Source organism: Kitasatospora sp. NPDC101183 (assembly GCF_044767945.1).
GTDB lineage: Bacteria > Actinomycetota > Actinomycetes > Streptomycetales > Streptomycetaceae > Kitasatospora.
Genome location: NZ_JBIWOW010000038.1, coordinates 1 through 22,993 on the forward strand (window position 1 = coordinate 1; position 22,993 = coordinate 22,993).

The window sequence follows — 22,993 nt, forward strand, 5'->3', positions numbered from 1 at the left end:
CCCCACCCCCCCACCCCCCCCCCCCCGGCCCCGCGGGCCGCCCCCCCCCCCCCCCGCCCCCCCCCCCCGCGCGCCCCGCCCCCCCCCCCCCCCCGGGCGCCCCCGGGGGGGGGGGGCCCCGCCGTTCGTCGTGTCGTCAGGCCTTCGTATCGTCAGGCCATCGTGCCGTCAGGCTTCGTGTCGTCAGGCCTTGGGGCCGGCGGACTGGACGACGTCGAAGGACCAGAGGGTGGAGCCGGAGGCGGCGGGGCGCTTGGGGGCCTCGCCGGGGGTGCCGTGCTGGTGGGCGGACTTCATGGGGCCCTCCATCCAGGCCTGGAAGGAGGCCTCGTCGCGCCAGCGGGTGTAGACGAGGTACTGGTCGGTGCCCTCGACCGGGCGGAGGAGTTCGAACCACTCGAAGCCGTCGGAGTTCTCGACGGAGCCGGCGCGGGAGGCGAAGCGCTGCTCCAGCACCTCGCGCTGCTCGGCGGGGACGGTGAGGACGTTGATCTTGACTACGCTCATGGCTCCCATCCTGCCCCACCTCACACGGCGCCGGTCAGGCGATCCACGGCGGGAGGACGCGCTCGTCGTCGCGCGGGGCGAGGCCGCAGGCGTCGGGCGGGGTGACGGCCTCGGGGTTGTAGGCGCGGGAGGGGGACGGGGAGGCGACGACGGCGGTGAAGCCCTCGGCGGTGGCGAGTCGGCGGCGGACGGCGGCGGGGAGGACGAGGGTGTCCCCGGCGGCGACGTGGAGGGTCTCGCCGTCCAGGTCGACGGTGACGGAGCCGGTGAGGAAGGTCCAGATCTGCTCCGTGTCCATCGCGTGCACCGGCCCCTTCCGGTCGGCGGGCATGTCGACCCGCCAGAGGGCGAGGGCGGTGGAGCCCTGGGTGGGCGAGGCGTAGGTGGTCATGACGGCGTTCGGAGTCTCGGTGCGGCGGGCGTCGTCCCGGCGGATCACGGGCATGGCGAAGGAACCCCCTAAGATGGTCAATGACGTTGTCTATATGGTCAATGAGGTTGTCGTTCTATGTCAACACCGGAACCCGCCCCGCCCGGCTTCGAGCTGCCCCTGCGCCTGCTCCTCGCCTTCCGGACGATCATCGACGAGCTGCACGAGCGCATCGCCCGCGAAGGCCACCCCGACCTGCGCCCGATGCACGGGTTCGTCTTCCAGGCCATCGGCCCGCACGGCACCACCGCCGCCGACCTGGGCCGTACGCTCGGCGTCTCCAAGCAGGCGGCGGGCAAGACCGTCGAGGCGCTGGAGAAGCTCGGGTACGTCGAGCGCGGCAGCGACCCCGTCGACACCCGGCGCAAGGTGGTCCGGCTGACCGAGCGCGGGGTGGACTGCCTGGTGCGCTCCGCGCGGATCTTCGACGAGCTGCGCGCCGAGTGGGCCGCCACCCTGGGCGAGGAGCAGCTGCGCCAGGTCGAGGACGGCCTGCGGCTCCTCGCCCCCGGTGACCCGTTCCGGCTGGACACGCCCCGCTGGTTCGGCAACCCGTGAGGAGCTGGAACGTGAGGAGCTAGAAGGAGCGCCCCTCGCCCCGGTACGGCGGCTCGAAGCCCGGCCGATCCGGCCGGTCCCGCGGGTCCGAACAGAGCGCCCCGCTGAGCCGGGTGAGCAGGTCGGCCAGTTCGGCGTGCCCTCGCTCGTCCCAGTCGCCGAGGAGCTCGGCGAGCTGCTCACGCCGCGCCGCGACCAGCCGCAGCGCCGCCTGCTCCCCCGGTTCGGTGAGCCGCAGCGGCAGCCCGCCGCTGCGCGCGGCGAGCCCGCGCCCCTCCACCTCCCGTACGGCCTCCTCCACCACCGCGACGGGGACGATCCGCCGCTCGGCCAGTTCCGCCGGCTCCACCGACCCCTGGTGGTGGATCTGGAGCAGCAGCCAGCTGGAGGCGGGCAGGAGGTCCAGCCCGGCGGTGGCGGTGATCCGCCGGAAGAGGTCGCGACGGGCGTCGCGGGTGCTGAGCACGGACAGGGCGCGGGCGATCTCGTCCAGCGAGGAGCGCTCCACCGGGTTGACGGCGATGGACTCGCTCAGGTCGGGCGCGGTGACGGTGGTGCGCAGCTTCTGCTCCCGCAGGAACAGCGCCAGCACGAAGGCGACCACCGCGACGGGCACCGCGTACAGGAACACCCGGGTGATCGACTCGGCGTACGCGTGGTGCACGCCCGCCTGCGCGGCGGCGGGCAGGCCGGCGATCACCCGGGGGTCGGCGGTGACGGCCTCCGGCGAGAACCCTGGCGGCAGCGGCAGCCCGGCGAGGGCGTCGGCGAGCCGGGAGCGCAGGCCGCTCGCGAAGACCGTCCCGAAGACGGAGACGCCGAAGGAGGCCCCGATGGAGCGGAAGAAGGTGGCTCCGGCGGTGGCGACGCCGAGGTCCTCGTAGCCGACCGAGTTCTGCACGATCAGCACCAGCACCTGCATCACCAGGCCCAGCCCGAGGCCGAACACCAGGAAGTAGAGGCTCATCTCACCGGTGCTGCTGTGCTCGTCGAGCCGGGAGAGCAACAGCAGGCCGATCGCCGTCACGGCCGTCCCGGCGATCGGGAAGATCCGGTAGTGCCCGGTCCTGGCGACGATCTGACCGGACCCGATCGAGGTGAGCAGCATGCCGATCACCATGGGCAGCATGTGGATGCCCGACATGGTCGGCGTGACCTGCTGGACCACCTGGAGGAAGGTCGGCAGGTAGGTGAGCGCCCCGAACATCGCGAAGCCGACGACGAAGGAGATCACCGCGACGAGGCTGAACGTCCGCGACCGGAACAGCCGTAGCGGCAGGACTGGCTCCGCGGCCGTGCGCTCGACGAGGACGAAGGCGAGCAGCAGCACCAGCCCGAGCACGCCGAGGCCGACGATCTGCCAGGAGCTCCACTCCCAGGTGGTGCCGCCGAGGGAGGTCATCAGCACCAGGCAGGTCGCGACGGCGGCGATCAGCGCGGTGCCGAGGTAGTCGATCCGGTGCTCGCGCCGCACCTCCCGCCCGTGCAGCACGGCCGCGATCACCACCAGGGCGACGGCCCCGACCGGCAGGTTGACGTAGAACACCCAGCGCCAGCTGAGGTGGTCGACGAACAGCCCGCCGAGCAGCGGCCCGAGCACGCTGGTGACGCCGAACACGGCGCCGAACAGGCCCTGGTAGCGGCCGCGGTCCCGGGGCGGGACGAGGTCGCCGACGATCGCCTGGGAGAGCACCATCAACCCGCCGCCGCCCAGGCCCTGGAGGGCGCGGAAGGCGATCAACTCGCCCATGTTCTGGGCGATTCCGCACAGCACCGAGCCGAGCAGGAAGATCACGATGGACGCCTGGAAGAACCGCTTCCGGCCGTACATGTCGCCGAGCTTGCCCCAGAGCGGGGTGGCGGCCGTGGAGGCCAGCAGGTAGGCGGTGACCACCCAGGAGAGGTGGTCGAGGCCGCCGAGGTCGCTGACGATGGTGGGCAGCGCGGTGGAGACGATGGTCTGGTCGAGGGCGGCGAGCAGCATCGCCAGCAGCAGGGCGCCGATCGGCACCCAGAGGCCGGAGGCGGCGGCCTCGGGCGGGCCGGGTTCGGGGGCCGGGCTGCGGTCGGAGGCGGCGAGCGAGTCCGTCATGGCGTCTCCGTAGGGTCACGGGCCCGGTCACGGGCCCCGTGCGGATGATCACTCCCAGCTCACCATGCTGACAGATATGTCCCGTTATGCGCCGCCGGGTTGAGCCGAACGTAAGCGAACCGGCCGGTCGGCGATCACCGGCGGTTCATCCGGAGCCAACCACCACCAACCGGCACAACACCCCCACCCGGTACCGGATGCCCCTGTCCCGCCCCGGGAGCGTCCTGCATAATCGACCGCGATCGCGCGCCGCCCGGGAGCTCCCGGGCCGGTCGCGGACCACCCGAGACCGAGGAGGACCGGCCGATGCCGGACCAGCACTGCCCGACGTGCGGCGCCGCACGCTCCACCGGGTGCGGCTGCGTCCCGACACCCGGCCACGTCCCCGGCCACCCGCTGTACCCGCCGCAGCACCAGGCCCCTCAGTACCAGGACCCTCAGTACCAGGACCCTCAGTACCAGGACCCTCAGTACCAGGCCCCTCAGTACCGGGACCCGAACCCCGGCCCCGGGGCCGCGCCGGGCCCGTACGCCGAGCAGCCGGGCCCGTACCAGGACCCGAGCGTCACCGAGACCGCCGTCCTGCCGCACATCGAGGGCCCGCCGCTGGTCCGCCCGTACGTGCCGGAGGTCTTCGGACAGGTCGCCGAGGAGCCCGCGCCGGACGCCCCGCCCGTGGTCGACCCGTTCGCGACCACCCTGCTGCCGCCCGTCCACCAGGGGCCGCCGGACGCCGGGGCGACCACCCTGCTGCCGCCGGTGCCGCCGAACGGCCCCGGCGGGGAGGAACTCGGCTTCTTCCCGTTCGAGAACGCCCCCGAGGGCGGCGGCGGCCGCGCGGCCGGACGGGAGGCCGAGCAGGGCCCCCTCGGCCGGCGCAAGGTGCTGCTCGCCGGGGTCGGGGCCGCTCTGGTGGCGCTCACCATCGGTGTCGCCTACGCGGTCACGCCCTCCTCCGAGCCCACCCGCCAGGCGGACCCGCTGCCGACCACCACCCTGGCGCCCGCCCCGGTCGACCCGCCCACGCTGGCCACGCCCTCCCCCACCGCCGCGCCGACCAGCGAGGCGCCGAGCCCCACCTCGAGCCCGACGCACAAGCCGAGCCCCACCAGGACGACGGCCGCTCCGACGACGCAGGCGGCGGCCCCCGTACCCACCCCGACGCCCACGCCGACCCCGACGCCGACCGTCGACACCCCCTCGCCCACCCCCACCCTGCGCGTGCTGCAGGCGGGCATGAGCGGCCCCGACGTGCTCGCCATGCAGCAGAAGCTCGCCAAGGTCATCTGCTGGGCGTACGTGCCGGTGAACGGCACGTACGACGACGACACCGTGAACACCGTCGCCTACTTCCAGTCGATCCAGGGCGTCCGCGGCGAGAAGCAGGGCGTCTACGGGCCCAAGACCCGTGCCGCGCTGGAGAGTCGCCCCGCCTCCTGCTGACCGTCCGGGGCCGCGTCAGCCGGTGATCGCCCCGACGATGCTGACGCCCGCGAGGACCAGCATGATCGCCGCGGCCACCCGCACGATCCACTTCATCGGCACGACCTTGAGCAGCTTCTGACCGCCCACGATCGCGATCCCGCCGACCGCGCACAGCCCCAGCCAGGAGCCGAGGCCCACCGCGAGCAGATCGCCGTACTTGGCGGCCAGGTTGGCGGTCATGATCTGGGTCAGGTCGCCGAACTCGGCGATCGCGACGACGACGAAGCTCGTCCCCGCCACCCTCCAGAAGCTGTTGGAGGACGGCTCCTTGGCCTCGTGCCCCTCCTCGTCGTCCCCGCCGCCGTGGAACAGCAGCATCGCGGCGCCCACCAGGAACAGCGCGCCGGTGACGCCCTCCACCCAGCGGTGCGGCAGCAGCGAGAGCAGCTGCCCGGCGGCGAGGGCGATCACCACCTGGACGAGGAAGGCGGCGGCGACGCCCGCGAAGACGTACCGGGCGCGGTACTTGGTGCCGAGCACCAGGCTGGCCAGCGCGGTCTTGTCCGGCAGTTCGGCCAGGAAGATGACGCCGAAGGTGAGGGCGGCAATGGTCAGGCTCATCGTGGGAGATCCTCGGTCGGGCTGCCGGGCTCCGGCGGCTCCCTGGAGGGGACGCTTCGGCCCGACAGCACTGGAAATGGTCACAGCACTGCGGCCGAAGGTCTCGCCGGCACCGCCCGTACGGGCGAAGGTGCCCCGGGCGCCGGGCCCCTGGGGGCCAGTATGTCGACGGTCCGGTGGAGGGCTACTCCCCTTCAACGCCGACCAGCCTACCGGACGCCTCCGGGCTCCTCCGCCCGCACCAGCCCCCGCCCGACCAGCTCCAGCACCACCACGATCGCCACCGACTCCACCGCCAGCAGCCCGACCAGCACGAACAGCTGCACGGCGCCGGCCTGGACGGGCGAGGCACCGCCGAGCAGCATGCCGACGAAGGCGCCGGGCAGGGTGACCAGCCCGACCGTCCGGGTCTGGTCCAGCGCGGGGACGAGCGAGGTCGCCGCCGCCGTGCGGCAGATCTCCAGCCGGGCGTCGCGCTCCTCGAAGCCGAGCGCCAGGGCCGCCTCCACCTCGCCTCGACGCTGGCGCAGCTCGTCCAGGGCGCGCCGGCCGGCCAGCGAGGTCGCGGTGAGCGCCCCGCCGATGAGGATGCCGGCGACGGGGATGACGGACAGGCCCTTGAGCGGCAGCAGGCCCACGGCCAGCAGCAGGCCGAGCACCGGCAGCACCCCGGCGCCGATCGGGGCGGCCGCCCAGAGCCAGCCCGGGCCGGAGGTCATCCGCCGCCCGGCGGTGCGCACGGCGACGGAGAACATCAGCAGCACGAACAGCGCCGACCACCAGAGCGAACCGACCACCCAGGCGATCACCGCCGCGACGCCCGCCAGTTGCACCACCGCCCGCAGCCCGGCCCGCAGGACGGCGTGACCGTGGCCGAGCAGGCCCCACCCGGCCACCGCCACGGCGGCCAGCAGCAGGACGGCGGTGACGACGCCGAGCACGGGGGTGACGGGCAGCAGCTGCGCGCTGCCGGAGGCGGCCAGGCGCATCGGATCCAGGCGCATCAGATCCAGCTGGTGAACCACATCCGGTCCTGCCAGGACGACATCGGGATCACCTCCGCCGTGTACAGCGGGTAGAAGAAGGCGAAGCAGCCGACGATCGCGAACACGATCAGCCCGGCGCCGATCGCCCCGTACCGGCGGCGCTCGCGGCTGCACCCGGGCGGGCCGAGGATCGCGCCGAGCATCTGGGCGACGGCCAGGCACAGGAACGGCACCAGGACGACCATGTAGAAGGAGAAGATCGTCCGCTCCTGGTAGCGGAACCAGGGCAGGTAGATCCCGGCGACGGCGCACAGCACGGCGCCCGAGCGCCAGTCCCGGCGGAAGAACCAGCGCCACAGCAGGTAGGCCAGCGCGAAGCAGGCGGCCCACCACAGGAACGGGGTGCCCAGGCCGAGGATCTGCGAGGCGCAGCCGCCGGAGGCCGTGCAGCCGCGCTGGCCCTGCGGGACCTGCTCCCAGTACATGGAGACGGGGCGGCCGTCGACCAGCCAGGCGAAGGGGTTGGACTGGTAGGTGTGCGGGGTGCTCAGGCCGGTGTTGAAGTCGTACATCTGCGAGTGGTAGTGCCACAGGCTGCGCAGCGGCGCGGGCACCCAGCTCATCGGGAGCTGCGGCAGCGGGATGCCGAGGAAGCTGTCCGGGGAGAGGCCGGCCCGGCCGTCGGCCCAGTGCCGGTCGTAGCCGCCGTCGCCGTTCGCGCCGCCGGCCAGCCAGCCGCCCCAGGAGCCGACGTAGACGAGGGCGGCGGAGCCGACCATGGCGAGCAGGGCGGGCCCGGCGTCGCGGCGCAGCATGGAGAGCCAGGGGCGGCGGGCGCCGGCGCCCCGGCGGCCGGACTGGTCCCACAGGACGGTCAGGATGCCGAAGGCGGCGAGGATCGGGGCGCCGTTCCACTTGACGGCGCAGGCGGCGCCGAGCAGCACGCCGGCGGCGATCCGCCAGGGGCGCCATCCGAGGCGCACGGTGTCGCCGTCCGTACCGCCCGCCGCGGCGAGCCGGGCGCGGGCGTGGTCGCGGTCGATCAGCAGGGCGCCGAAGGCGGCGAGGACGAAGAACATCTGGATGCCGTCGAGCAGGCCGACCCGGCTCATCACCAGCTGGAGGCCGTCGACGGACAGCAGCAGGGCGGCGGTGCAGCCGATCAGGGTGGAGCCGAAGAGGCGGCGGCCGATGCGGGCCAGCATCAGCACGGTGACGGTGCCGAGCAGGGCGGTGACGAACCGCCAGCCGAAGGGGTGGAGGCCGAACATCTGCTCGCCGAGCGCCATCACCCATTTGCCGAGCGGCGGGTGGGCGACGAACTCGGGGGCGGAGCTGAGCGGGATGCTCTGCGGGACGGCCAGGATGTCGGTGTTGGCGTGGTCGGGCCAGGTGCCCTCGTAGCCCTGCTGGAGCAGGGACCAGGCGTCCTTGGGGTAGTACGTCTCGTCGAAGACGAAGGCGTTGGGGTAGCCGAGGTTCCAGAAGCGCAGCAGGCCGGCGAAGACGGCCACGGCGATCGGGCCGAGCCAGTCGGCGTACCGGAACAGCCACGGGGGCAGTCGGCGCGGGGCCGGAGCCGGTGCTTCGGCGGCCGGGGCCACCGGGGGGTGCGTGAGCGCCGCTTGGGTCATTGCCTCGCCGATTCGCCTGTCTTCGCCGGGTCGCGTCGTCCGCCCCGCCCGGGCGGCCACGCCGGTCCGTTCGCCGGTCCGCCCCGGGTCGGCTCCACCGGCCGGGGGCCGGACGGGCGACAGGCACCGACACTATGTGCCGGTGCCCGGGAAACCAAGCGCGACGGGCTCCGACCAGGTGACCTGGTCGGAGCCCGTGTCGAACACCCGCGCGGGGGTGCGTCAGGCGGCCGTCTGCAGCTCGCGGACCGGGGCCGGGGCGTGGACCACGGCGGGGGCCGCGTTGTCCTGCTCCGGCGTCAGGTGCGTGCGCAGGCGCAGCGCCATCCAGACGATCAGCAGCGTGCAGCCCGCCATGGCCGCCAGGTACAGCGGCCAGGTGCCGGAGCCGACCATCAGCACGCCGACGGCCGGGCCGACCGCGACGGCGATCTGCTTCACCAGGGCGTACCCGGCGTTGTACGTGCCGAGCAGCCGGGCCGGGGCGAGGTCCGCCACCATCGGGCCCATGGTGGGCGCGAGCATCGACTCGCCGACGCCGAACAGGGCGTAGACCGAGACGATCGCGACCGTGGCGGCCATCGCCTCCGTCCGGATCAGGCCGGCGACCAGGGCCATCGTCCAGGCGCCGAGCCAGACCACGGCGGCGGCGGCCATCGCGGTCGTGCGGCGGCGGCGCGCGGTGAGGCGGACCACGAACATCTGCAGGACGACGATCGTCACGGCGTTGGCGCCGATCGCGAAGCCCAGCGTGGAGGGGGCGGTGCCGACGGTGTCGGTGGCGAAGGCCGCGACGCCGGACTCGAACTGGCCGTAGCAGGTGAAGAAGATCAGCCCGGCGAGCAGGCTGAGCCGCACCATCGCCTTGTCGGCGAGCAGCGCGCGCAGGCCCGTCGGGCCGCCGCTCTTCCCCTGGACGGCGCTCAGCTGCGCCCGCGGTATCCGGGCCGTGCCGGTGACCAGGGCGAGGCCGAGGAAGGTGACCGCCTCGATCGTGAACAGCCGGGTGAGGCTGGCCGGGTCGTTGACGTTGACGATCTGCCCGCCGACCAGGGCGCCGATGCCCATACCCAGGTTGACCAGGGTGAACTGCAGCGCGAAGGCGTGCGAACGCGTCGCCGCCGTGGAGCAGCGGACGATCATCGTGGCGAGCGCCGGCTGGCAGGTGGTGACACCCGCGCCGAACAGGAAGGAGGAGACCAGCAGGGCCGGCGTGCCGGTGGCATGGCCGAAGGCGAACGCGCCGGTGGCCGCGAGGGCGGCGCCGACGAGGAGCACCGGGCGGGGGCCGTACCTGTCGATGCCGCGGCCGGTGAACGGGAGCACGGCCAGCGCGGCGAGCGCGAAGAGGGTGAACACCATCCCCGCCGCCAGCGACCCGAGCCCGCGCACCTGGTCCACGTACACGAACATGTACGGCATCGTGAACCCGCCGCCGAACGCGCTGAGCGCGTTACCGATCTGGACGCGGCGCAGCGGGCCGCCCGCTCCACGCTGCCGCCTCTGCTGCTTCACCGTGCCGATCACCGTGCACATCCCTTCCTGGTTCGTCCGGTGTTTCCTCTGGAACTCTTAAGCCCAGAAGATTTCAGACCTAAACTGTGACGAGATAAAGTCTTAGCACCCCAAGAGTGCGGAGTCAAAGGCTTAAGGAGTGCACGCTCGTGCGACACTGGTCCGCATGACTACGGACAAGCCGGCGAGAACGGCCGAGAAGCCCGCGCCGGCCACCCCCCTGGAGTTCGGCATCGCGGAGCAGGTGGCCCTCTACCAGCGGGAGTTCCCCCTGGTGGACCCGCAGGTGGAGACGATCGTGCAGACCCTCAACCGGGTCTCGCGGCGGATGGGCGTGGCCTACGACCGGCAGCTCACTGTGCTGGGAATCACCTCCGCCGAGTGGGAGGTGCTCAAGGCGCTGGTGGTCTCCGGCAGCCCGTACCGGCTCGGCCCCGGCGAGCTCGCCAAGCGGCTCGGGCTCACCCCGGCGGCGATGACGCACCGGATCGACCGGATGGTGGCGGACGGCCTGGTCACCCGGGAGCGGGACGAGTCCAACCGCGTGCGGGTGATCATCGAGCTGACCGAGAACGGCCGCGACAAGTGGCTGGAGTCGATGCGGATGGCGGCGGTGTTCGAGGAGGAGCTTCTCCAGGACGTCGTCGGCGAGGAGCGCTCGGTGCTCTCGGGCCTGCTGGAGCGGATGCTGCTGCGGATCGAGGAGAGCCGGCCGGACGCGGCGCGCGCGGCGAACTCCTAGGCGCGACCAGGCGCGACCAGGCTCGACGAGGCACGACTGGGCACGACGAGGCACGGCTGGACACGGCGAGGCACGGCGAGGCACGGCGAAAAAGGTCCGGCCCGCCGGGGGTGATCCCCCGGCGGGCCGGACCGTTCACTGCTCAGGTGTGGTGCGAGGGTCCGTCAGCCCTCGGTCCCGGTCGGGTCAGCAGGCGCCGTTGTCGGTCCAGACGCCCCACTGGCCGCTCAGGCTCGGGTCGTCGCCCTGGGTCCACCACTTGTTGCTGTAGTAGTGGCCCTTCCACGAGACCTTGGTGCCACCGGCCGCGTAGACCGTGCTCGCGTTCCAGGCCGGGGCGGCGGTGCAGGTGGGGGTCCCGGTCGGAGTGCCGGTCGGGGTCCCGGTGGGCGTGCCGGTCGGGGTCCCGGTCGGCGTGCCCGTGGGGGTGCCGGTCGGGGTGCCGGTGGGCGTACCGGTCGGGGTGCTGCTCGGGGTGCCGGTCGGCGGGGCCGGGCAGCCGCTGGCGGAGCCGTTGACGGCGGTCACCATCTTGTCGAAGAGGGTGGTCTTGGTGCCCAGGTCGTACAGCGAGAAGGCGAAGGCGCCGCCGAGGCCGTTGCAGTGGGCGTAGTCGATCTTGGCCTGGATCGAACGGGTGTCCTCACCGCTCCAGAAGGTGGTGCCGTCGTAGAAGTACGTGGCCTTGGCGTCGTCGTCCCAGAAGGTCTTGGACGGGTTGTCGACGAAGCCCGCGAGCTCCTTGTACATCTGGATGCCGGCGACGTTGCCCGAGTTCGCCGAACCGGTGGCCGGGCTGGCGGCGGGCTGGAAGAGGCCGTTCTTGCCGTTGTTCTGGACGCCGGTCCAGCCGCGGTAGTAGAACGGGACACCCATGTTGATCTTGTTGGCCGGGAAGCCGCCGGGGATGCCGTAGTCCGGGTCGCCGACCGTCCACGCCTTGATGGCGTTGTCGATCGAGTACTTGCCGTGGCCCGGCTTGGCCGGCGGGGCCGGGTCGTTCGGGCCCGAGTACAGGGCGGACTGGTGGTTGGTCGGCCCCTGCGCGTCCCAGCCGCCGTGCATGTCGTAGGTCATGACGTCCATGAACGTGAGGTACTGACCGATCTTGTCGGTCTCGACGTTCATGATCTTGTCCTGGCCGGCGCCGACGGCCGCGGTCAGGTCGTAGGTCTTGTGGTCCGTCTGGCCCTGGGCGTCGAGCTGCTTGCGGAACTCCGCCAGCAGCAGGGTGAAGTTCTGCTTGTCGGCCGGGCTGGAGAGGTTGCCGGTGTGGCCGCCGCCGCCCGGGTACTCCCAGTCGAGGTCGAAGCCGTCGAAGATGCCGGCCGCCGTGCCGGGGCCGCCGAAGCCGCCCTCGGAGGGGATGTTGCCCTTGATGAACATGTCGATGCAGGAGGACACCAGGTGCTTGCGCGACGCGTCGGTGGCGGCGGCCGCGGAGAAGTACTTGGAGTAGGTCCAGCCGCCGATCGACATCAGAACCTTGAGCTTGGGGTTCTTCGCCTTCAGCTTCTTGATCTGGTTGAAGTTGCCCGCGACCGGCTGGTTCCAGACGTCGCCCACGCCGTCGACGGAGATGTCCGCGCCGAAGCTCTTCTGGTAGTCGGCGAACGAGTCGCCGGCGCCGTCACCCGCGTTGGGGTTGTTGTCGTTGCCGTCGGCGGCCTTGTTGGCCTCGAAACAGCCCAGGTCGGTCGGGTGGATGTTGGCGAACGAGTACTGCAGGTAGTCCAGCTGGCCGGCGACGCCGGTGTCCTGGATGGTCTTCGGGTAGTACGCGTTCAGGTAGATCGACCACTGGTCGAAGTAGGCGACCTTCAGGCCGCCGCTGGTGGCGGGCGCGCCGGTGGAGTTGGTGGTCGCGGCGTTGGCCGCGCCGCCGCCGGTCAGCGCGAGGCCCGCGCCGAGCAGCAGGGAGGCGGTGGTCCCGACCGCGATGGCGGCCAGGCTCTTCCTGGGGCGGCGCGGACGGCCGTCCTGGGGAGCCGGCGTCCCGGCCCTTTCGATGCGTGAACGCAGCATGGGTGCGTGACTCCTGGTTGTGGGGGTTCCGTCGCCCCGGGGGCGCGCGTCCGGGGTGGGGCCGGACGACCGGGACATGACAGATCAGGGGTGGGGAGTGGAGAGCGATCAGGTCTTGACGGACGGACATCGGGATGTGCCGAACCGGCGCCCCCGGCCGTGAGGCCGGTGACGCCGGTTCAGGGGCTCCCTGCACCTGGGCATTAAAAATGGACTAGACCAACTCCCCCGTCAAGGGGTGCTGTTGGGCCTTGAGCCGCGCTTAAGGTTCCATCCCCGCCCCCACCTGGGCGTCAGTACCGGACGGCGTTCGCGACCTCGGCCTTCACCGTGCCGGTCAGACTCCGGTTGCTGCGCGCGGTGGCCTGGGCGTTCTGGCCGGCCGCCACGTCGTTGACCGTCACCGCCGCCGCGTCCAGGACCTTGCCGGACTCGTCGGTGAAGTTCACCTGGATCACGTACCGGTACGACTGCTGCCCGTGGTTGGTGACGGTCAGCGCCACCTGGGCCTTGCCGTCCGAGCCGGCGCCCACCTCGCCGAGGGCCACGTCCCCCTTGGCGTCCAGCCCGCCCTTGATCCCCCCGATCGCCGAGGAGGCGGCCGACACCGCCGCCGAGGCCTCCGCCTGCGCCGAGGAGATCGCCGCCCCGGCCCCGCCCGCCACCGAGGCCAGCGCGGAGGCGGCGGAGGCCGCGGCGCTCACACCCTTCTCGATCTCGCCGATCGCCGAGGAGGCGGTGCTGCTCGCGCTCTTGCCCGAGGAACACCCCGCCAGCACCCCCGCCCCGAGCACCGCCCCGACCAGCACCCCGGCAACGGCCCGGCGACGGCGCAACAGCGGCGCGTCCGGCGGCCGTTGGGTGACGCGCTGGTGCGCGAGCGGCTGGCGCGTGAGCGGCTGGCGGTCCATGCGGGTCCCTCGTTCCGTCCCGGCACCGGGCCACTGCCCGGCACACCCTGCCGCCCACCCTCGGAGCAGCGGGGGGCGGGCGCCAGCAGGGGTGGTGCGTCCGGGTGAACGGGGGCCAAGGGGTTCCGGGCGTACGGGAGTTCGCGCGCCCGGGGCTCGTCGCACCGCCGCGACCGGGCGGCGGGGCGGCGGCGGGGGGTTCGCGGCCGAGCCGGGGCACGAACGGCGAACGGCCCCCGGGCGCCCGGGAGTTCGTGCGCGCCGGCTACGAGAGACCGGCGCCCTCCTGCTCGTCCGACTCCACCGCCGCGCGCTCCTCGCGCAGCCGCACCACGTGGCGGCGGCGGGCCACCACGCCGTACGCGCCGGCGGCGCTCGCCAGGAAGGCCACCAGGCCGACCCAGGGGCGGTCGAGGGCGTGGCAGGTCAGGTGGTCCAGCGAGTAGCGGCCGGGCCCGGCCAGGCCGACCGCGAGGCCGGTCGCGCCGAGGAAGGCCGGGTACTCGTAGCCGCCGGAGGTGACGAAGAACCCGGCGGGGGCGTGCACCGCCACCGCCCCGGCCATCGTCCCGGCCACCACCGCGCCCGCCGCCGGCGTGGCCAGCCCGGCCACCAGCAGCGCACCACCACCGGCCTCGCCGAGGCCCGCCGCGAGGGCGCTCTGGCGGGCGGGGTGGAAGCCCATGTGCTCCATGGCCTTGGTGGTGCCCTCCAGCCCACCGCCGCCGAACCAGCCGAACAGCTTCTGGGTGCCGTGCGCGATCAGCACCCCGCCGACCGCGCCGCGCAGGGCCAACAGGCCCAGGTCCCTACGGTTCAGGCACATGCCGCGTCCTCGCTTCCGCACCGGAGTCGTCCTGCCTCCATGGCACCCGAGCCCACCCACCCTCTCGACCTGGGGCCGCCATCCGAGCGAATCCGACACCGGCCGGGAATGAACCGCCACCCCGACGAGGTTCGCCCCCGCCCCACGGGGGCGGGGGGCGGGAGCGGGGGCGGGGGGCGGGGCGGGAGCGGGAGCGCACGGCCGGGGCCGGGCTCAGGGGGCCGTGACCGGGTGCCAGGGGACGGGGCTGGAGAGGATCATGGAGCTGCTCGGCTGACCGTAGCCGCCGAGGCGGTCGCAGAGGGCCTCGAAGTCGGCCATCGTCGGCACCGCGACCAGCAGGACGCAGCAGGCGCCGCCCGTCACCCGGTGCAGTTGGAGCACCTCGGGCCAGGTGGCCACGGTGGGGTCGCGCAGGACGCAGCGGGGGCCGTAGCACTGGATCTGGACGAGTGCGGTGATGGGCAGGCCGGCCCGGGTGAGGTCGACGTGGGCGTGGTAGCCGGTGATCACGCCGTCCGCCTCCAGGCGGCGGACCCGTTCGGCCACCGCGGGTGCGGAGAGGCTCACCCGGCGGGAGAGTTCGTTGTACGAGAGCCGGGCGTCGGCCTGCAGTTCGGCCAGGAGGCGGCGGTCGACGGCGTCCATGGGGGCTCCCGGGCACTGGTGGTCGGCGGTTTTCCCGTTCGTAAAGGGAATCCGCGAAACACCTCGTGAACGACAGCCCGAAGTGCGCTTGCGGTGCCCGTCGACCATTCAACCGGGGGGTGGCACCGCCGCACAATGGGGTTCGGTGGAACCGGGCCGTCCGTGGCCCGGAGCGGAGTCAGGAGGGATCGGGATGGGGCACGACACGGTGGAGACACCCAACCTGTCATTCGGTCGGGGCGGCGAGCCGGGTCGGGGCACCCCGTACGCGCAGTACGTGCGCCTGGAGGAGCTGCACAGCCTGCAGAATCCGCGCAGCAAGGAGCCGGCCGAGCTGTCGTTCATCGTCACCACCCAGGTGATGGAGCTGCTGTTCGACCTGCTGCGGCACGAGTGGACGATCGCCCGGAGCGCCCTGCGCGAGGACGACCTGCCCTCCGCGCTGGCCGCGCTGCGCCGGGGCACCCACGCGCAGGACGTGCTGGTGGAGTCCTGGGACCTCCTGGCCACCATGACGCCGCAGGAGTTCAACTCCTTCCGCGCACTGTTCGGCGAGGCCTCCGGCTTCCAGTCGGCCGCGTTCCTGCACCTGGAGTTCATGCTCGGCAACAAGAACGCCGCCCTGCTGACGATGTACGCCGGCATGCCGGAGACCCTGGCCGGGCTGGAGGAGGCGCTGCGCTCCCCCGGCCTGTACGACGAGGCGCTGGCCCTGCTCGCCCGCCGTGGCCTGGCGGTGCCCGCGACGGCCTCCGCGGAGCGCCACCGCCCGTCCGAGGAGGTGGCCGCGGCCTGGCAGCGGGTGTACACCGAGCCGGAGTTCGCCGAGCTGCAGCCGCTGGGCGAGGCGCTGCTGGACGTGGCCGAGCGGGTCACCCGCTGGCGCCAGCGGCACCTGTCCGCCGTGAAGCGCAGCATGGGCGCCAAGCCGGGTTCGGGCGGCTCCAGCGGGCTGGCCTGGCTGCGGAAGTCGGCGGAGCAGGACGTGTTCCCGGAGCTGTGGACGATCAGGAACGAGCTGTGAGCGGACGAGCTGTGAGCGGACGAACGGTGGGCGGACGAGCTGTGACCGAGGGGACCGTGACGATGGCCGTGACCACGCGCGAGGACTGCGCCGCACTGGACGCCGCCGACCCGCTGGCGGCGTTCCGCGGGGAGTTCGCCCTGCCGCCGGGGGTGATCTACCTGGACGGCAACTCGCTGGGCGCCCTCCCGGTGCGCACCCCCGAGCGGGTGGCCCGGGTGGTGGAGCAGGAGTGGGGCCGGGACCTCATCCGCAGCTGGAACGACGCCGGCTGGTTCGAGCAGCCGTACCGGCTGGGGCGGCGGATCGCGCCGCTGATCGGGGCGGATCCGGCGGAGGTGGTCGTCTGCGACACCACGTCCGTGAACCTGTTCAAGGTGCTCTCGGCCGCGCTCGCGCTGCGCCCCGGCCGGCGCACGGTGCTGGGCGACGGCGAGGCGTTCCCGACCGACCTGTACATCGCCGAGGGCGTGACCGGCCTGGTGGAGGGCGCGCGCAGCGTGCTCGTACGCCCCGAGGAGCTGGACGCGCACCTGGACGGGGACGTGGCCGTCGTCGTGCTCTCGCACGTGGACTACCGCACCGGCGAGCTGCTGGACATGCCCGGCATCACCGCCCGGGTGCAGGCCGCGGGCGCCCTGATGATCTGGGACGTCTGCCACTCCGTGGGCGCCCTGCCCGTCGAACTCGGCGCCGCGGGCGCGGACTTCGCCGTCGGCTGCACCTACAAGTACCTCAACTCGGGCCCCGGCGCCCCGGCGTTCCTGTACGTCGCCGAGCGGCACCTGGCGGCCGGGCCCGCGCAGCCGCTGAGCGGCTGGTTCGGCCACGCCCGCCCGTTCGCCTTCGAGCCGGGGTACGACCCGAAGGCCGGCATCGGGCGGTTCCTGACCAGCTCGCCCTCGCTGTTCGGCCAGGCCGCGCTGGAGGCCTCCCTGGACGTCTGGGAGCGGGCCGACCTCGCGGCCGTGCGGGCCAAGAGCCTGGCGCTGACCGACCTGTTCGTCTCGCTGGTCGAGGGGCTGGACGGCGTGGAGGTGGTGACGCCGCGCGAGCACGCCCGGCGCGGCAGCCAGGTCGCGCTCCGGCACGCGGACGGCTACCCGGTGGTGCAGGCGCTGATCGCGCGCGGGGTGATCGGGGACTTCCGCGCACCGGACCTGATGCGCTTCGGCTTCACGCCGCTCTACCTCTCGTACACCGAGGTGTGGGACGCGGCGCGGCACCTGGCCGAGGTGCTGGAGAGCGGCGAGTGGCGCGAGGAACGGTTCTCCCGCCGGGGCGAGGTGACCTGACCCGATCGACCCGATCGATCCGATACGACCCGGTCTGATCCAATCCGATCCGATCCAATCTGGCTCAACCTGCCCTACCCGCCCGACCTGATCGGGCTCTGCGCGGAGCGGTGGGGTCCGTTTCCCGTTGCTAATAATAATGCCCAGCATTAACCTTGGGCCCATGGCAAGGACGTCAGCGGGCCACGAGACCCGCGAGAGGCTGCTGCGAGCGGCGGAGGAACTCTTCGCCGACCGTGGCGTGGAAGCCGCACTGACCAGGGACATCACCCGGCTGGCGGGGCAGAGCAACCCCTCCGCCGTGCAGTACCACTTCGGCTCCCGCGAGGGCCTGCTCGACGCGCTCATGGCCGCCCACCACGAGCGCGGGGAGCAGGCCCTCGCGCCGTACCTGCCCGACCTCGAGACCGAGGACCTGCGCGGACTGCTCAGCGCGCTCATCCTCGCCGAGGCCGCCGAACTGCGCACCGACCAGGGGCGGCGCTGCCTGCGGATCTCCGCCCAGGTCAGCCACCGCAGCGGCGTCCGCACCCGGACCCCGCACCCCACGCTCGTGGGCAGCGGCTACTGGCGGGTGATCGAGCTGATCGAGGCGCGGATCGCCGACGTCCCGGAGCCGATCCGGCTGGAGCGGATCGACCTGGTCCTCACCGTGATCGGCGCGGCCCTGGCCGACCGGGCCCACCAGTACCTCACCAGGGCCACCCCCCTGACGGACGAGGTGACCTTCCTCATCGACCTGGTGACGATGTCCGCCGCCATGCTCTCCTCCCCCATCCCCCGAAGGAGCACGTCATGAACGACCTCACCGGCAAGACCGTCATCATCACCGGCGGCGCCCGCGGCCTGGGCGCCGAGGCCGCCCGCCTCGCCGTGGCCGCCGGCGCCAACGTGGTGATCACCGACGTGCTGGAGGAGGACGGGAAGGCCACCGCCGCCGAACTCGGCGAGCACGCGCGGTTCGTGCGGCACGACGTGACCTCGGAGGAGGACTGGCAGCGCGTGGTGGACTTCGCCGTGGCGGAGTTCGGCGCGGTGAACGGCCTGGTCAACAACGCCGGGATCTCCACCGGTTCGCTGCTCGCGGACGAGAGCGTCGAGCACTTCCGCAAGGTGCTGGACATCAACCTCACCGGCGTGTTCATCGGCATGAAGACCGTCGTCCCGGCGATGCGCGCGGCCGGCGGCGGCTCGATCGTCAACATCTCCTCCTCCGCCGGCCTGATGGGCCTCGCGCTGACCGCCGGCTACGGCGCCTCCAAGTGGGGCGTGCGCGGCCTCAGCAAGATCGGCGCCGTCGAACTGGGCGCCGAGCGCATCCGCGTCAACTCGGTGCACCCGGGCATGACGTACACCCCGATGACGGCCTCGGTGGGCATCCAGCGCGGCGAGGGCAACTACCCCAACACCCCGATGGGCCGGGTCGGCGAGGCCCCCGAGATCGCCACCGCGATGGTCTACCTGCTCTCCGACGACGCCTCGTACGTGAACGGCGCCGAGCTGGCCGTGGACGGCGGCTGGACCACCGGGCCGACGGTCAAGTACGTCCTGGGCCAGTAGGCGCGGCACAGAGGCGGTGGCGGCGGGCGTGACGAACGTCATGACGGACGACAGTTCGATCGCCATCGCCCTTGGGAAGCCTCCCCTCTGACCGTTCGTCGGCCACAGGGGAGGTTCCACCGTGAAGATCGAACTCGGCCCGCTCAAGCCCGAACCCTCCCCGCTGGTCCTCGGGTTGGCCCTGCTCTTCCTGATGATGGGCGTGCTCGGCCGGTTCCTCCTGCCCCGCATCGAGCGGCTGCGCGCCGAGCGCTGGGACGCCACCGAGGGCCGGGCCCAACGGGCGGAGGAACTGCACGCCGAGGCCGAGGCCGTGCGGCGGGCCCGTCTGAAGGAGCTCGCCGCCGCCCGGCACGAGGCCGCGCGCATCCGCCAGGACTACGCCGAGCGGGGCGCCGCCTCGATCGCGGCGGCCCGCGCGGAGGCCGTGCGCGACCGGGAGGCGATGCTCGCCACCACGCACGCCGCGCTGGACGCGGACCGCGCCCTGGTGTCCGCCCGACTGCGGCAGGACGTGGGCGAGTTGGCCGTCAGCCTGGCCGGCCGGGTGGTCGGCGAGCCCGTGCACGCGGTCGCCGCCGAGCGCCGTACGGTGGACCGCTTCTTCGCTGAGCGCTGACGGCCCGGTCCAGGACCCGGTTCAGGGCCGGTTCAGGACTGGGTTCAGCCCGTCCGGGTCAACTCGCCGACCAGGCGCCGGAAGACATCGAAGGCGGGCTTGCGGGAGTAGTCGTCGCGCAGCAGTCCGAAGCGGTCGAAGGCCCCCGCGCCCGCGCTGTCCGCATCCCTCAGGTCGAAGAACGCGTAGCCGGTGACGCCGAGTTCGGCGGCGAGCCCGGCGACCGTCCGGACCACCAGCTCGACCACCTCGGCCTGCCGCGCCTCGTTCCGCCCGGGGCCGGTGGGCCAGCCGTGCTCGCAGATCCGGATCGGGACGCCCGGCGCGATCCCCGCCTTCGGGAGCGCCCCGGTGCGGAACTCCTCGATCAACCACCGCACGGCGCCCGCGAGTTGCTCGGCCGGGACGGGCCGGAACACGTCCGGGAAGAAGTCCAGGCCGACGTGGTCCAGCGCCTGGTGGAAGCGTTCGTCGGCGAGTTCGCCGATCTCCGGCCAGAAGGTGTCGGCCGGGTCGAAGGTCGGCACCGCGTTGAACCCGACCGCCAGGTCGGTGAACCCGCAGGCCAGCGCCGTCTCCTTGGCCGCCACCACGCCCTCCACCAGCGCCCGGCGGACCCCGGGCACGCTGCCGTCCAGCACGGGCAGGTCCGCGTTGGGCTCCTCGCAGATCTGCAGGGCCGCGATCCGCGCGCCCTCGGCCCGGACGACGTCGCGGACGAAGTCGAGCCAGCCGCCCAACTCGCCGCTGCGGTCGCGGAACTGGAGTACGAGGTCGAGCTTGCGGCCGTCGTGGAGGTACTGCTCGGGGTCGGCCGGGGTCGGGGCGCCCTCCGGGTACGAGCGGTACGCACGGACGGTGAACTCACCTGCATCGCCCTGGAGTTCGCGCATCGCCTCGTTGATCCGCCCCGGATCGTCCGGAGTGACGGGGTCGATCAGGCCGGTCTCGCTGCCGAGCAGGCCGCCGGGATAGACGCCGAAGGTGAAGCCGTCGCCGAAGAAGGTCATGGGTGACACCGTACTCCAGATTTTTGGTGTCACTGCAAATTTGGAGTGACACCACAGGATTCGACTAGGCTCCGCCCATGGGACTTCGCGAGACCAAGAAGCAGCAGACCCGCCTGCTGCTGGCCGACACGGCCATGGGCCTGTTCGCCGAGCACGGCTTCGACAAGGTCACCGTGACCGAGATCGCCCGGGCCGCCGGGGTCGCGCCCACCACGGTGTTCAACTACTTCCCGACCAAGGAGGACCTCTTCTTCGATCGGCAGGACGAGGTGGTCGCCCGCCTCGCCGAGGCCGTCCGGCACCGCCCCGAAGGCGTCTGTGCCGCGCGGGCCGTCCGGGACGACCTGCTGGCCGCGATCGCTGCCGGGGAGCCGACCGTCGGGCTGAACCCGGAGATGGCGGCGTTCTGGCGGATCGTCACCGACAGCCCCGCGCTGCGGGCCCGGCTGCTGGACCTCGGCGAACGGGCCGAGGCCGCCCTCGCCGACGTCCTGGCCGAGGAGACCGGCGCCGACCCGGCCGACCCACTCCCCCGGCTCCTCGCCGGCGCCCTCGCCGGGGCGCACCGGGCGGCGCTCGCGGAGATCCGCCGCTCGACGGTGGCCGGGGAGGCGCCCGAGGTGCTGCGCCCCCGGATCGAGGCGGCCGTGGACCAGGCCTTCACCCTCCTCGGCGCTGGCCTCGCGGACTACCCGCCGGCGGGGCGCTGACCGTACGCGGCGGCGGCGCGCACGGCGAAGGCCGCCCGGGTCGGTGTCGACCCGGGCGGCCTTCGCGTGGAACTCGTTACGGCCGGTCGGCCTCTCAGCTGTGGCGACCGCGGCGGCGGGCGGCCATCACGGCCAGACCACCGAGGGCGAGCAGACCGGCGCCCGCCAGGCCGAAGACCATCGGCGCATTGCCCGCACCGGTGGACGGCAGCTCACCCCCGCCACCGGGGTGCTCGGACGGGTGGTGGCTCGTCGGGCCGGGGCCCGCCGTCGAGGAGCTGGAACCAGCCGAGGGCGAGGTGGTGCTCGCGCTCGCCGAGGGGGAGGAGGACGGCGAGGTCGAGGGGCTCGTCGAGGGGGACGAGGAGGGGCTCGGCGACGACGACGGGCTCGACGAAGGGGACGAGGACGGGCTGGACGACGGGCTCGACGAAGGCGAGGACGACGGCGAGGACGACGGCGAGGAGGACGGCGAGGACGACGGGCTCGACGAGGGCGACGAGGACGGGCTGGAAGACGGCGACGACGACGGCGAAGACGAGGGGCTGGACGACGGAGACGACGAAGGCGACTCCGACGGAGACGGCGACGAGGAACTCGGCGACGGGCTCGGCGACACCTTGCAGTCCGGCAGGTCCCCGTCGAACGGGTAGGCGTGGAGCTCGTACCCGCCCGTCCCGGTGTGGATCAGGTTGCCCGCGAGGTACACCCGCCCGTTCATGCCCGGCTGCGCGATGGTCGTCGTACCGCCCGGGTTGCCCGCCAGCACCGACCCCTGGAACTGCGCGCTGCCGAGGATCTGCGCGTTGGTCGCGGTCGGGAAGTTGTACATCAGCTTCGACCGCATGTCGGTGGTCTGGTCCCCCGCCAGGCCGGTGCCCGTGTAGGTGTTGATGATCGGGCTGTCCCCGAGCATGTTCACCACGACGGTCGCGCCGGCCGGGATGTTGTTGAAGACCAGGCCGATCTGCCCGCCGCTGGGCGAGGCGAGGTTCTGGGAGACGTTGAAGACCTGCTTCATGCTCGTCCCGTCACCGGTGAAGGTGGCCTCGCTGTTGGTGACGTCGACGGTGCCGGTGGCGGTGGCCTTGCCGACGCAGTCGGAGACCTCCTCGATCTGGGTCAGCACGGTCTGGTAGGGCGCGGCGGCGTTCGGGTCCTGGATGGCCTCGCCGGTGGGGTCGATGGTGACGGTGCCGGTGACGCTGCCCGCGTGACGCAGGTTCCCGAAGGCCGGGCCGTGCGAGTCGCTGCCGCCGATGAGGATCGAGTTGCCGGCCACCGCGTCGACGTTGCCGCCGGCGGTGACGAAGTCGCTGCCGTTCGGGGGGACGACGCGGGAGCCGACACCGACGACGCCCATGTTGTAGATGCCGCCGCCGTTCTTGTCGACGGTCAGGTTCCCGAGGGTGACGATCTTGCCCTCCGCCTCGGCCGCCCGGCCGTTGACCGTGAAGTTGCCGCCGGTGAAGACGTTGATGCTCGCGTCCCGGCCGGTGAAGTCGCCGTTGTTCGGCTCCGGCCAGGTCGCCGGACAGTCCGGCCCGGTGCAGGCGCCCAGCGGCGGGGCCAGCGGCGCGGCCGTGCCGACCGTCAGCACGGCGGCCAGCGGCAGCGCGGCGACGGCGGTGGCCACGGCGACCCGGACGGCCCGGCGGCGGCCCGTGGCGGGAGCCCTTCTCACGACGGTGGTTCTGTGATCCGGCGTACCGGTGCGGCCCTGACCCATCGACACTTCCTCCGTGCATAGAAAAGGGCAGGTGTCGAGTACCTGCCGCATTCTGTGTGATCTGCTGGCGATCCCACAGATTCGGTGCATCCAACCCCAAATCGGACGATTCATACCCTACAGACC

Annotated in this window: 22 protein-coding genes; 9 read left to right on the forward strand and 13 right to left on the reverse strand. The window is 72.9% G+C overall.

Going from position 1 to position 22,993, the window contains the following annotated elements:
- Positions 1-183: 183 nt before the first annotated feature.
- Both ACIRRS_RS34885 and ACIRRS_RS34890 read right to left on the reverse strand, forming a co-directional pair.
- The gene (locus ACIRRS_RS34885) at positions 184-507 is read right to left on the reverse strand and encodes an antibiotic biosynthesis monooxygenase family protein (RefSeq protein ID WP_402979861.1); all 324 of its coding nucleotides are present in this window, start codon (positions 505-507) and stop codon (positions 184-186) included.
- Between the two features lie 34 nt (positions 508-541).
- On the reverse strand, positions 542-952 hold the full coding sequence (locus ACIRRS_RS34890; protein ID WP_402979864.1) for a cupin domain-containing protein: 411 nt from the start codon (positions 950-952) through the stop codon (positions 542-544).
- A gap of 63 nt (positions 953-1,015) precedes the next feature.
- On the opposite strand from ACIRRS_RS34890, the gene ACIRRS_RS34895 reads away from it, so the two are divergent.
- Entirely contained in the window at positions 1,016-1,495 is a 480-nt protein-coding gene (locus ACIRRS_RS34895) for a MarR family winged helix-turn-helix transcriptional regulator (protein ID WP_402979867.1), read from the forward strand.
- Between the two features lie 19 nt (positions 1,496-1,514).
- On the opposite strand, the gene ACIRRS_RS34900 is transcribed toward ACIRRS_RS34895, so the two are convergent.
- Positions 1,515-3,587 (reverse strand): DHA2 family efflux MFS transporter permease subunit, encoded by a 2,073-nt coding sequence (locus ACIRRS_RS34900; protein ID WP_402979870.1) that lies wholly within the window; start codon positions 3,585-3,587, stop codon positions 1,515-1,517.
- Between the two features lie 306 nt (positions 3,588-3,893).
- Between ACIRRS_RS34900 and ACIRRS_RS34905 the strand changes: the two genes are divergently transcribed.
- Complete coding sequence (locus ACIRRS_RS34905; protein ID WP_402979873.1) at positions 3,894-5,030, forward strand: peptidoglycan-binding protein; 1,137 nt, start codon at positions 3,894-3,896, stop codon at positions 5,028-5,030.
- Positions 5,031-5,045: 15 nt separating this feature from the next.
- On the opposite strand, the gene ACIRRS_RS34910 is transcribed toward ACIRRS_RS34905, so the two are convergent.
- The 4 genes from ACIRRS_RS34910 to ACIRRS_RS34925 all read right to left on the reverse strand — a co-directional run bounded on the left by ACIRRS_RS34910 (position 5,046) and on the right by ACIRRS_RS34925 (position 9,780).
- Positions 5,046-5,633, reverse strand: a complete 588-nt coding sequence (locus tag ACIRRS_RS34910) for a TMEM165/GDT1 family protein (protein ID WP_402979876.1) — start codon at positions 5,631-5,633, stop codon at positions 5,046-5,048.
- 209 nt (positions 5,634-5,842) lie between these two features.
- On the reverse strand, positions 5,843-6,622 hold the full coding sequence (locus ACIRRS_RS34915; RefSeq protein ID WP_402980034.1) for an ABC transporter permease: 780 nt from the start codon (positions 6,620-6,622) through the stop codon (positions 5,843-5,845).
- 14 nt (positions 6,623-6,636) lie between these two features.
- Positions 6,637-8,253 (reverse strand): dolichyl-phosphate-mannose--protein mannosyltransferase, encoded by a 1,617-nt coding sequence (locus tag ACIRRS_RS34920; protein ID WP_402979879.1) that lies wholly within the window; start codon positions 8,251-8,253, stop codon positions 6,637-6,639.
- A gap of 222 nt (positions 8,254-8,475) precedes the next feature.
- Positions 8,476-9,780, reverse strand: coding sequence for an MFS transporter (locus ACIRRS_RS34925; protein ID WP_402979882.1), 1,305 nt, complete (start codon positions 9,778-9,780; stop codon positions 8,476-8,478).
- A gap of 154 nt (positions 9,781-9,934) precedes the next feature.
- Between ACIRRS_RS34925 and ACIRRS_RS34930 the strand changes: the two genes are divergently transcribed.
- The gene (locus ACIRRS_RS34930; protein WP_402979885.1) at positions 9,935-10,510 is read left to right on the forward strand and encodes a MarR family winged helix-turn-helix transcriptional regulator; all 576 of its coding nucleotides are present in this window, start codon (positions 9,935-9,937) and stop codon (positions 10,508-10,510) included.
- A 186-nt stretch (positions 10,511-10,696) separates the two neighbouring features.
- Here the strand turns inward: ACIRRS_RS34930 and ACIRRS_RS34935 are convergent, their stop codons facing one another.
- The 4 genes from ACIRRS_RS34935 to ACIRRS_RS34950 form a co-directional block, all read right to left on the reverse strand.
- Entirely contained in the window at positions 10,697-12,535 is a 1,839-nt protein-coding gene (locus ACIRRS_RS34935; protein WP_402979888.1) for a glycosyl hydrolase family 18 protein, read from the reverse strand.
- Between the two features lie 293 nt (positions 12,536-12,828).
- Positions 12,829-13,446: an FxLYD domain-containing protein gene (locus ACIRRS_RS34940; protein ID WP_402979891.1), complete on the reverse strand. Its 618-nt coding sequence runs from the start codon at positions 13,444-13,446 to the stop codon at positions 12,829-12,831.
- 265 nt (positions 13,447-13,711) lie between these two features.
- Positions 13,712-14,272, reverse strand: a complete 561-nt coding sequence (locus ACIRRS_RS34945; protein ID WP_402979894.1) for a DoxX family protein — start codon at positions 14,270-14,272, stop codon at positions 13,712-13,714.
- Between the two features lie 213 nt (positions 14,273-14,485).
- Positions 14,486-14,920 carry an Lrp/AsnC family transcriptional regulator gene (locus tag ACIRRS_RS34950; RefSeq protein ID WP_402979897.1) on the reverse strand — a complete coding sequence of 145 codons (435 nt, stop codon included), beginning with the start codon at positions 14,918-14,920 and terminating at the stop codon, positions 14,486-14,488.
- 193 nt (positions 14,921-15,113) lie between these two features.
- On the opposite strand from ACIRRS_RS34950, the gene ACIRRS_RS34955 reads away from it, so the two are divergent.
- The 5 genes from ACIRRS_RS34955 (at position 15,114) to ACIRRS_RS34975 (ending at position 19,418) form a co-directional block, all read left to right on the forward strand.
- Entirely contained in the window at positions 15,114-15,944 is an 831-nt protein-coding gene (locus ACIRRS_RS34955; RefSeq protein WP_402979899.1) for a tryptophan 2,3-dioxygenase, read from the forward strand.
- A gap of 62 nt (positions 15,945-16,006) precedes the next feature.
- Complete coding sequence (gene kynU, locus ACIRRS_RS34960) at positions 16,007-17,239, forward strand: kynureninase (RefSeq protein ID WP_402979902.1); 1,233 nt, start codon at positions 16,007-16,009, stop codon at positions 17,237-17,239.
- Positions 17,240-17,402: 163 nt separating this feature from the next.
- Complete coding sequence (locus ACIRRS_RS34965) at positions 17,403-18,038, forward strand: TetR family transcriptional regulator (RefSeq protein WP_402979904.1); 636 nt, start codon at positions 17,403-17,405, stop codon at positions 18,036-18,038.
- On the forward strand, positions 18,035-18,799 hold the full coding sequence (locus ACIRRS_RS34970; protein ID WP_402979907.1) for a glucose 1-dehydrogenase: 765 nt from the start codon (positions 18,035-18,037) through the stop codon (positions 18,797-18,799). The genes ACIRRS_RS34965 and ACIRRS_RS34970 overlap by 4 nt, the downstream gene beginning before the upstream one ends.
- Before the next feature lie 121 nt (positions 18,800-18,920).
- Positions 18,921-19,418: a hypothetical protein gene (locus tag ACIRRS_RS34975; protein ID WP_402979909.1), complete on the forward strand. Its 498-nt coding sequence runs from the start codon at positions 18,921-18,923 to the stop codon at positions 19,416-19,418.
- A gap of 44 nt (positions 19,419-19,462) precedes the next feature.
- Here ACIRRS_RS34975 and ACIRRS_RS34980 read toward each other — a convergent pair whose 3' ends face one another.
- Positions 19,463-20,428 (reverse strand): SGNH/GDSL hydrolase family protein, encoded by a 966-nt coding sequence (locus tag ACIRRS_RS34980; RefSeq protein ID WP_402979912.1) that lies wholly within the window; start codon positions 20,426-20,428, stop codon positions 19,463-19,465.
- Between the two features lie 77 nt (positions 20,429-20,505).
- On the opposite strand from ACIRRS_RS34980, the gene ACIRRS_RS34985 reads away from it, so the two are divergent.
- Positions 20,506-21,138, forward strand: a complete 633-nt coding sequence (locus ACIRRS_RS34985; RefSeq protein WP_402979915.1) for a TetR family transcriptional regulator — start codon at positions 20,506-20,508, stop codon at positions 21,136-21,138.
- A 94-nt stretch (positions 21,139-21,232) separates the two neighbouring features.
- Here the strand turns inward: ACIRRS_RS34985 and ACIRRS_RS34990 are convergent, their stop codons facing one another.
- The gene (locus ACIRRS_RS34990; protein ID WP_402979918.1) at positions 21,233-22,822 is read right to left on the reverse strand and encodes a choice-of-anchor A family protein; all 1,590 of its coding nucleotides are present in this window, start codon (positions 22,820-22,822) and stop codon (positions 21,233-21,235) included.
- Between the last annotated feature and the right edge of the window lie 171 nt (positions 22,823-22,993).

Coding starts and splice junctions, on each gene's coding strand:
- kynU (WP_402979902.1), top strand. CDS start 16,007: ATGGCCGTGACCACGCGCGAGGACTGCGCCGCACTGGACGCCGCCGAC.
- ACIRRS_RS34965 (WP_402979904.1), top strand. CDS start 17,403: ATGGCAAGGACGTCAGCGGGCCACGAGACCCGCGAGAGGCTGCTGCGA.
- ACIRRS_RS34890 (WP_402979864.1), bottom strand. CDS start 952: ATGCCCGTGATCCGCCGGGACGACGCCCGCCGCACCGAGACTCCGAAC.
- ACIRRS_RS34900 (WP_402979870.1), bottom strand. CDS start 3,587: ATGACGGACTCGCTCGCCGCCTCCGACCGCAGCCCGGCCCCCGAACCC.
- ACIRRS_RS34970 (WP_402979907.1), top strand. CDS start 18,035: ATGAACGACCTCACCGGCAAGACCGTCATCATCACCGGCGGCGCCCGC.
- ACIRRS_RS34945 (WP_402979894.1), bottom strand. CDS start 14,272: ATGTGCCTGAACCGTAGGGACCTGGGCCTGTTGGCCCTGCGCGGCGCG.
- ACIRRS_RS34915 (WP_402980034.1), bottom strand. CDS start 6,622: ATGCGCCTGGCCGCCTCCGGCAGCGCGCAGCTGCTGCCCGTCACCCCC.
- ACIRRS_RS34940 (WP_402979891.1), bottom strand. CDS start 13,446: ATGGACCGCCAGCCGCTCACGCGCCAGCCGCTCGCGCACCAGCGCGTC.
- ACIRRS_RS34950 (WP_402979897.1), bottom strand. CDS start 14,920: ATGGACGCCGTCGACCGCCGCCTCCTGGCCGAACTGCAGGCCGACGCC.
- ACIRRS_RS34980 (WP_402979912.1), bottom strand. CDS start 20,428: ATGACCTTCTTCGGCGACGGCTTCACCTTCGGCGTCTATCCCGGCGGC.
- ACIRRS_RS34885 (WP_402979861.1), bottom strand. CDS start 507: ATGAGCGTAGTCAAGATCAACGTCCTCACCGTCCCCGCCGAGCAGCGC.
- ACIRRS_RS34905 (WP_402979873.1), top strand. CDS start 3,894: ATGCCGGACCAGCACTGCCCGACGTGCGGCGCCGCACGCTCCACCGGG.
- ACIRRS_RS34985 (WP_402979915.1), top strand. CDS start 20,506: ATGGGACTTCGCGAGACCAAGAAGCAGCAGACCCGCCTGCTGCTGGCC.
- ACIRRS_RS34930 (WP_402979885.1), top strand. CDS start 9,935: ATGACTACGGACAAGCCGGCGAGAACGGCCGAGAAGCCCGCGCCGGCC.
- ACIRRS_RS34895 (WP_402979867.1), top strand. CDS start 1,016: ATGTCAACACCGGAACCCGCCCCGCCCGGCTTCGAGCTGCCCCTGCGC.
- ACIRRS_RS34935 (WP_402979888.1), bottom strand. CDS start 12,535: ATGCTGCGTTCACGCATCGAAAGGGCCGGGACGCCGGCTCCCCAGGAC.
- ACIRRS_RS34955 (WP_402979899.1), top strand. CDS start 15,114: ATGGGGCACGACACGGTGGAGACACCCAACCTGTCATTCGGTCGGGGC.
- ACIRRS_RS34910 (WP_402979876.1), bottom strand. CDS start 5,633: ATGAGCCTGACCATTGCCGCCCTCACCTTCGGCGTCATCTTCCTGGCC.
- ACIRRS_RS34920 (WP_402979879.1), bottom strand. CDS start 8,253: ATGACCCAAGCGGCGCTCACGCACCCCCCGGTGGCCCCGGCCGCCGAA.